The following is a 7,664-nucleotide window of genomic DNA, read 5'->3' on the forward strand; positions in this document are numbered from 1 at the left end:
ACGGCTGCTCATCCGTTGCCGGCGGCACCTTGGCCGGCATGTGCCGGGCGAGATGAGCGATGGGTCAGCGCCAGAAATCCAGAACCTCCTCCGCAGCGGCGACTTCGACATGATGCGAATATCGCGTCGTGAACAGCTTGAGTATATTTTCGTAGGCTTCGTCCGATGTGCTGCAGATCGCATCCTCGACCAGGATCGTTCTGTAACCGAAGTCGATCGCTCCGAGCAGCGTCGCCAACACGCACATGTCGGCCTCGCCTCCGCTGACGATAAGCTCGGTCACACCTTCCGCCTGAAGGCTCCGGTGGAGCTCGCCGGTCAGCCAGGGAGAGTAGACGGGCTTATCGAAAACGCGAGCCGGCGGCACGAAATCACGCAGTTCGGGCAGCAGTTCGAGGCTGCCCGGGCCGGCACATTCGATAGTCATCTGCGACCAGCGCTCATAGTATTGACGCCAATGGCCCTGGCCTTCGCCAGGTCTTCTCGCCGTTATGAACCTGGTGAAAATCGTTCGCTCCGGTCTGCCATCGATAAGCGAAAGCACCTTCGGCAGGATGGCGGGCAGCCACTCAACCGCCCATGGCCCAGGCGGCAAGAACATCATCTGCATGTCAACGCAAATGTGGACGGCTCGTGTTGAGATTGGCGTCATCGCGATCCAAACTTCCCTGCCGTGAAAGCTAAGCCTTTGTGTCACCCAATGCTTGCGCCGTCGGAGCGGTGTCGACGCCCGTTTCGCGGCCGGCCTCGGCGAGGAGCGCGTCGCCGAGGTACTCTTTCAAATCGCCGACCTCATCGCTGATTTCTTCCGCGAGGATGCCTTCCCGCTCCGCGTCCGCGATGCAAGCTCTCGCCAGTCTTTCTGCCGCGGCCTCCGGGGACGCTTCGGCGGCCGGTCTAACCGCATGGCCCTCGATCCACTCCTCGACGAAGTGTCCCGGTTTGTTGACGAGGATATCGACCTGGTTTGGGTTGACTGTAGGCACAGGGAGAGTGTCGACCTTCATGACTTGAACTCCGGATTTGTGAATTACAAACGCGGACGCTTAAGCAAGGATGCATAGTCTCTGTCCCTCTCGAAGGACTGTGATCGCAATGTGAAGGAGAGCTGATGGCGCGTTCGTCTGAAACGGCAAGAGCGTAGCCCGCGCCTTTTTTGGATTGCGGTTGGTTTCACTTACGCTTGCGGTCGAGACGCTTGAGTGATTCGCGCAGTTTGTCAGGAAGCCAGCGGTTTACGTGAAACAAGGGCAAGCTGCGTAGATATCGACGCATGGTTTCATTCGAGAATTGCCGCCTAAGAAGAGCGGCTGTGGATTTGTTGTCGCGTTTCTCGGCCATGGTTGCAGGTCAAACATGAGGCGGCTTGCTTGATCAAAAACTTGTCCCACACTCCGTTGTTCCCCCCAGTTACAAACAGTGAGGGGTCCACTGCCGATTTGCGCCCCGATTTTTGACGGCCATAGGTAGTGATCCCACGTAACCTTGATCAATGGCCGGTCTTCTGATGTGGCGCCGCGACCGCCTTGCTCTGCGGCGATGCTTTCTCGCAGCCCACGGAACATTGCAGGCAATAAAAGGGGGGAAAATCCCATCGCTGCTAGCTTTCGCTATGCTTCGTCAAAACGACTGCCTTCCTTAGAAGGATCCCGCGACAGCACACGCTCTTCCTCGTCGTCAGGCAACGCTTCGTCGCTCTCCTGATAGGGGTTGTCGTCATCCTCTTCGGGGAGGACGCCTTGTGCTTCGGCATCGTCCTCCGGATCGCCGTTTACGGCGACGCTGCCAGGCGGCACCCGACCATTATCAAGAGCGTCCCAGTCCTGTTGTTCGATGCCGGGAGCTTCGGTTTCATCCCGCCTTGCGGCTCGCTGTTTGTCGCGCGGATCCATTTCTCGTCTCCAAGATAGGTGCGTCCGTGACGCCGGCTGTTCTAACCATAAACCGTTTGATGGGGTCGGTTGTTCCGGAGGGGCGCTGCTACGAGATCTGCTCGAACGTGCATTGGCGCGGCGCTTTTTCGGGCCGCCAGCGAATGAATCGAGTGCCATGCCGGAACCGCTCGCCGGTGACGTGGTCGAAGCGGACTTCCACGACCAGTTCCGGCCGCAACGGCTCCCATTCGCCGCTGCGCTCGGTGCTCCAGCGGCTCGGCCCGCCCGGCGCCTTGCCGGTGAAGCCAGGCCCGCCACGCAGCGCCTCCAACTTCTTCGTGAGCGTGGCTCGTTCCTCGTTGGCGATTGTCGAGGTGAAGCCGACATGGTCAAGCAAGCCTCGTTCATTGTAGAGGCCAAGCAATAGCGATCCGACCTGCGACTTGCCGTTCAGATAACGGAAGCCGCCGACCACGCAGTCGGCAGTGCGCAGCCGCTTGACCTTGATCATCGCGCGCTCGCCCGGCTGATAGGGATCGCTCAGCCGCTTGGCGACGACGCCGTCGGTAGAGCCATGCCCGGCGTCCTCCAGCCATCGCCTGGCGGTCGCGAAACTGGTGGTGCAGGGCGAGAGCTGAAGAGCGTCTGTGTTTGCTTGCGCGACGAAGTCTTCAATTGCCGTGCGTCTTTGCGTCAGCGCGACTTCGAGCAGCGATTTGCCGCCCGGCGCGACCAGCATATCGAACAGGATCAGCCGCGCCGGCGTCTCCGCGCTCAGCTTGCGGATGCGGCTCTCGGCTGGATGAAGCCGCATCTGCAGCGCGTCGAAGGATGCGGCGCCGCCGATCTCGATGACGATTTCGCCGTCGACCACGAAATCCTTGGCTTCGAGGTTTTGCATCATTGCTGTGAGTTCGGGAAAGTAACGCCCAAGCGGCTTGCCCGACTTCGCCCTGAGATCGACCGTTTTGCGATTCTTGAAAGCGAGGCAGCGAAACCCATCCCATTTCGGTTCGAACTGCCAGACGCCTTCGTCCTGCGGCAGTTTTTCGTCGATCCGAGCCTCCATCGGGGATGTATCGAGGGGGAGAGGAAACGCGTCGGTCGCGGCCGCTGCCATCGTCGGCCCTCAGGCGTCGAGATCGATCAAGGCGATGCCAAGGCCGGGGCGTTTGGTGCGCCGCAGGTGAACGGGCGATTCCGTCACCGTGACTTCGAGCGTAGGCTTGACGATGCCTTCAACAAGATGGCCGCCGCGCGTCGATCCGTCGCTTAGACCCAGGACAGCATGGATGTGCAGGCTCGGTCTGCCGCCGTCGTCGACCGCGATGTCGCCAACAGCGCTCAGAACCTCGCATTGCTCGCCGACCGGGATCTTGCGGTAAGATTTCGAGCCGAAGTCGAACCAGCCAACGGTCGCCTTCTCGAATGCGCCGATCGCGGTCAGCGAGGCGCCGGCAATTCCTTGCTCGTCGGCGAAGTCGGACAGGGCAGCAAATGCTTCCTCGCCTGGGTCCAGCACAACCACGAATGTCCTTTGTCCAGAAGTCTGTGCGACCAGTTTCGATTTCATATCGGCCCCCATCAGCGTTGGCATTGGCCGTAGAACTCGAACCCGGCATGCATGTTCCCGCATGATGAGCATCTTCGAAGGCAGGATCACACTTCTGTGAGGCCTAGGATCCCGCGCCGGCCAGGCCGGAACAATGGCCTGCATGAATGGTTAGCCCCCGATGCGCAGCCAGCCAGGAGCGAGCCATGTCCCAGCCTTCCGTCCCATCCACGCTTGGCCTCAGCCGGCGCAATTTCATGACAGGCACAGTCTCGGCCGCCGCGGCACCATTACTCGTTTCATCGGCGAAAGCCGAAGTGCCTGCCGCCGCTGGCGCGGCGCTTCGCGAGCCAGTGGTGACGTCGATGCGGATCAACAAGCAGGCCTATGAGCTGTCGCTCGATACGAGAACCAGCCTGCTTGACGCCTTGCGGGATCATATCGGGCTAACCGGCACCAAGAAGGGTTGCGACCATGGACAGTGCGGGGCGTGCACGGTTCTTGTCGACGGCAAACGCGTGCTCTCCTGTCTCAGTTTCGCGGTGATGAATGCCGGCAAGGATGTGATGACCGTCGAGGGGCTGGCATCCAGTGACGGTAAGCTGCATCCGATGCAGCAGGCCTTCATCGACCACGATGCCTTCCAGTGCGGCTACTGCACGCCGGGCCAAATCCTGTCGGCCATTGGTTGCATCAATGAAGGGCACGCAAAATCCGAAGACGACATCCGCGACTATATGAGCGGTAATATCTGCCGTTGCGCCGCCTATCCAAACATTGTTGCTGCCATCCTGCAGGCACGCGATCAGATGAAGGGAGCCTGATATGCGTCCCTTCGTCTACGAACAGCCGACCGACATTTCCGCGGCCGTCGCGATCGCATCCCGCTTCACGACCGAGGACGACCAGCCGACGCGAGCGAATGTGCAGTTCATCGCCGGGGGCACCAACCTTGCCGACTATATGAAGCTCGGCGTTGCCGAGCCGAACCGGCTGGTTGACCTCAACCGGCTCAAGGATCCAGGCCTCAGGCAAATCCGGGTGACCGACGATGGTATCCGCTTCGGGGCTCTGGTGCGGATGGGTGAGGCGGCAGATCACGCTGAGCTTAAGCGCGGCTATCCCGTTATTGCCGACAGCTTGCGGCTGGCCGCAAGCGGCCAGATCCGCAACATGGCAAGTCTCGCCGGCAATGTCCTGCAGCGCACGCGCTGCGAATATTTTCGCGAGACATCCTGGCACTGCAACAAGCGCGTGCCAGGGTCCGGCTGCGCTGCGATGGAGGGTTTCAACCGGCAGCATGCGGTGCTGGGCGGCAGCGATGCCTGCATCGCGACGTATCACGGCGACTTTGCCCAGGCGCTGATCGCGCTCGATGCCGTCGTGCGTGCCGAAGGCTCGCGTGGAGCGCGAAAGATACCGCTCGCCAAGCTGCATCGTCAGCCACGCGATACGCCTGAGATCGAGACCGATCTCGCTGCTGACGAGATCATCACCGCCATAGAAGTGCCGGCTGTGCCATGGGCGCGGCGCTCGCTTTATCTGAAGATCCGAGACCGCGAATCCTACGCGTTCGCGCTGGCTTCGGCGGCCGTTGCGCTCGACCTGGACGGCGACAACGTACGCGAGGCGCGCATTGCCTTGGGCGGCGTGGCGACCGTGCCGTGGCGTGCCAAAGCCGCGGAGGAAGCCCTGCAAGGAAAGACGCTCGACGAGGTTTCGGCGGGGGCGGCGGCGGATGCCGCCTTCGCCGGGGCCGAGCCGCGCCAGCACAACGCATTCAAGATCGAGCTCGGTAAGCGAACGCTGGTGCGCGCGCTGCTCGAAACCCGCGACATGAAGGTGTGACCATGGACACTGCCGCTCCGAGACCGAAAGAGAACCAGGGCCAACCGCTGCCGCGCGTCGATGCACGGCTTAAGGTCACCGGGCAGGCGCATTACCCAGCCGACCTGCCGACCGCCAACATCGCTTACGGCGCGCTGGCCACCAGCAGCATTGCCAAGGGCAAGGTAGCCAAGCTTAATCTCGACGACGCTCGTGCCGTGCCCGGGTTGCTCGACATCGTCACTTACGGCGATATGGACACTGTCGAGAAGCCGAAATTCGGCAATTCCGGCGCCACCTCGATCGGGCCGCTGCATGACCGGACGATCTTCCATGACGGCCAGATCATCGCGCTCGCGGTTGCCGAGACATTCGAAGCCGCCGAAGAGGCGGCGCAGTTGATCCGCGCCGAGTATGATGCGGAGACGCCCACGGCGAGCTTCGACAGTCCGGGCGCGGCGACCATTCCCGCCGCCGGCAAGAGTCCTCTGTTCAAGGAAGACGTGAAGGCCGGCGACTTCGATGCCGCCTATCGAGAGGCCGCGGTGAAGATCGACGTGCGCTATTCGACGCCCACGCAGCACCACAATCCGATCGAGCTGTTCTCAACCACCGCCTTCTGGGAGGGCGACCAACTGATCGTCCACGAGCCGTCGCAAAACGTGACCGGCTGGAAGGTCGAGCTTGCCAGGCAATTGAAGATCGATCCCGCTAAGGTGCGCATCGTCAGCCCCTTCATCGGCGGCGCCTTCGGTTCCAAGGGACCGATGACGCCGCGCACGGCCATCGTCGCGGTTGCCGCCAGGCGGCTCGGCCGACCGGTGCGTTGCGTGACCAGCCGGATGCAGGCCTTCGGCACCCAGACCTATAGGGCGGAGACAAGGCACCGCATCCGGATCGGCGCAGGCAAGGACGGCCGCATCACTGCTTTCGCGCATGAAGGCTGGGAGGTCACCTCGCGGCCGGACTCCTATGTCGTGGGCGGCACGTCGGCAACCGGCCGCATGTATGCTTACGGTTCTGTGCTGACACATGTCTCGCTGGTGCAGGCGGACCGCAACACGCCCGGCTATATGCGCTCGCCGCCCGAGACGCCTTATGTCTATGCGCTGGAAAACGCCATGGACGAAATGGCGGTAGCGCTCGGCATGGACCCGGTGGAATTCCGCCGGATCAATGAACCGAAGACAGAGCCGATCGGCAAGAAGCCGTTCTCCAGCCGCTCGCTGATCCAGTGCTATGACCAGGCGGCCGAGGCTTTTGGCTGGGCGAAGCGGGACCCGAAAGTGGGAGCGATGCGCGACGGCGACTGGCTGGTCGGCATGGGCTGCGCGACGGCGATTTATCCAACCGCAGTCGCGCCATGCGCGGCGCGGGTGCGCCTGACCGTCGATGGCGATGTGCGGCTGCAATGCGGTTCGCATGAGATCGGAACCGGCGTGCGCACCGTGGCAGGTCAGATGGCGTCGGAACGTCTCGGCGTCAGCATCGATCGGATCAGCGTCGAAATGGGCGACAGCAGCCTGCCTCCCGCTCCTGTCTCGGGGGGCTCGATCTCCACGGCGAGCGTCTGTTCGGCAGTGCTGAAGGCCTGCGATGCCATCCGCGCCAAGCTCTATGCCGGCGCGACCGCCGAGGGTGGTCCGCTGGCGGGGTCTCACAACGAGGAACTCGACCTCGCCGACGGAAAGATCGTGGCCAAGGGCGGCGCTTCGGCAAAGGTCGAAGATGTCCTGAAGACCATGCAGGTTGGGGCAATCGAGGAATATGCCGAGTTCGCGCCCAAGGGTGCGACGCCCGAAGCGCTGAAGAAGCTCTATGCCGGCATGCCGGAATTCCACGGTGGCGAGCAGGATGAGGATTCGGTGAAATACGCCTTCGGCGCCGAGTTCGTCGAAGTCCGCATCAACCGCTACACGAGGGAGATCCGCGTGCCGCGCATCGTCGGCGCGTTCGCGGCCGGCCGCATCATGAACACGCGCACCGCGCGCAGCCAACTGATGGGCGGCATGATCTGGGGCATCGGCCAGGCGCTGCATGAAGCGACGGAAGTCGACAGCCGCTATGCCCGCTATGTCAACCGCGACCTGCAGGACTATCTCGTGCCGGTGAATGCCGACATCAAGGACCTGCAGGTGATCCTGGTCCCGGAGGTCGACCACGCGGTCAACCCGGCCGGCGTGAAGGGCTTGGGCGAACTGGGCAATGTCGGCACGGCCGCGGCTGTTGCCAGCGCAGTCTACCATGCCACCGGCAAACGCATCCGCGATTTGCCGATCAGGATCGAGCAGTTGCTCGCTTGAGCATGCCTGCGATGCATGCGCATTTTCTCTAATAGGGCGAAACCCATGTTTCACCTTGGGGTGTGGATGCTGCCCATCGCGGGTATCCCTCTGATCCTCATTCTGATC

The 7,664-nt window shown here is 62.3% G+C and carries 8 protein-coding genes; 3 read left to right on the forward strand and 5 right to left on the reverse strand.

What is annotated here, in order from left to right:
* Positions 1 to 64: 64 nt before the first annotated feature.
* The 5 genes from CK219_RS20925 to CK219_RS20945 form a co-directional block, all read right to left on the reverse strand.
* Positions 65 to 652, reverse strand: coding sequence for an isochorismatase family cysteine hydrolase (locus CK219_RS20925; protein ID WP_095768636.1), 588 nt, complete (start codon positions 650 to 652; stop codon positions 65 to 67).
* A 28-nt stretch (positions 653 to 680) separates the two neighbouring features.
* Positions 681 to 1,007 carry a DUF768 domain-containing protein gene (locus tag CK219_RS20930; RefSeq protein WP_095768637.1) on the reverse strand — a complete coding sequence of 109 codons (327 nt, stop codon included), beginning with the start codon at positions 1,005 to 1,007 and terminating at the stop codon, positions 681 to 683.
* 603 nt (positions 1,008 to 1,610) lie between these two features.
* Entirely contained in the window at positions 1,611 to 1,892 is a 282-nt protein-coding gene (locus CK219_RS20935) for a hypothetical protein (RefSeq protein ID WP_095768638.1), read from the reverse strand.
* Positions 1,893 to 1,980: 88 nt separating this feature from the next.
* Positions 1,981 to 2,994, reverse strand: coding sequence for an ATP-dependent DNA ligase (locus CK219_RS20940; protein WP_095768639.1), 1,014 nt, complete (start codon positions 2,992 to 2,994; stop codon positions 1,981 to 1,983).
* Between the two features lie 9 nt (positions 2,995 to 3,003).
* On the reverse strand, positions 3,004 to 3,447 hold the full coding sequence (locus CK219_RS20945; RefSeq protein WP_095768692.1) for a PPC domain-containing DNA-binding protein: 444 nt from the start codon (positions 3,445 to 3,447) through the stop codon (positions 3,004 to 3,006).
* 185 nt (positions 3,448 to 3,632) lie between these two features.
* Here CK219_RS20945 and CK219_RS20950 point away from each other — a divergent pair, with 185 nt between their 5' ends.
* Genes CK219_RS20950 through CK219_RS20960 form a run of 3 tightly spaced genes read left to right on the forward strand, consistent with a single transcriptional unit; the run spans position 3,633 to position 7,556 of the window.
* Entirely contained in the window at positions 3,633 to 4,250 is a 618-nt protein-coding gene (locus CK219_RS20950) for a (2Fe-2S)-binding protein (protein ID WP_095768640.1), read from the forward strand.
* A gap of 1 nt (position 4,251) precedes the next feature.
* Positions 4,252 to 5,274, forward strand: a complete 1,023-nt coding sequence (locus CK219_RS20955) for a xanthine dehydrogenase family protein subunit M (RefSeq protein ID WP_095768641.1) — start codon at positions 4,252 to 4,254, stop codon at positions 5,272 to 5,274.
* A 2-nt stretch (positions 5,275 to 5,276) separates the two neighbouring features.
* On the forward strand, positions 5,277 to 7,556 hold the full coding sequence (locus CK219_RS20960; RefSeq protein ID WP_095768642.1) for a xanthine dehydrogenase family protein molybdopterin-binding subunit: 2,280 nt from the start codon (positions 5,277 to 5,279) through the stop codon (positions 7,554 to 7,556).
* Positions 7,557 to 7,664: the final 108 nt, after the last annotated feature.

Source organism: Mesorhizobium sp. WSM4313, assembly GCF_002294725.1.
Classification (GTDB): Bacteria; Pseudomonadota; Alphaproteobacteria; order Rhizobiales; family Rhizobiaceae; genus Mesorhizobium.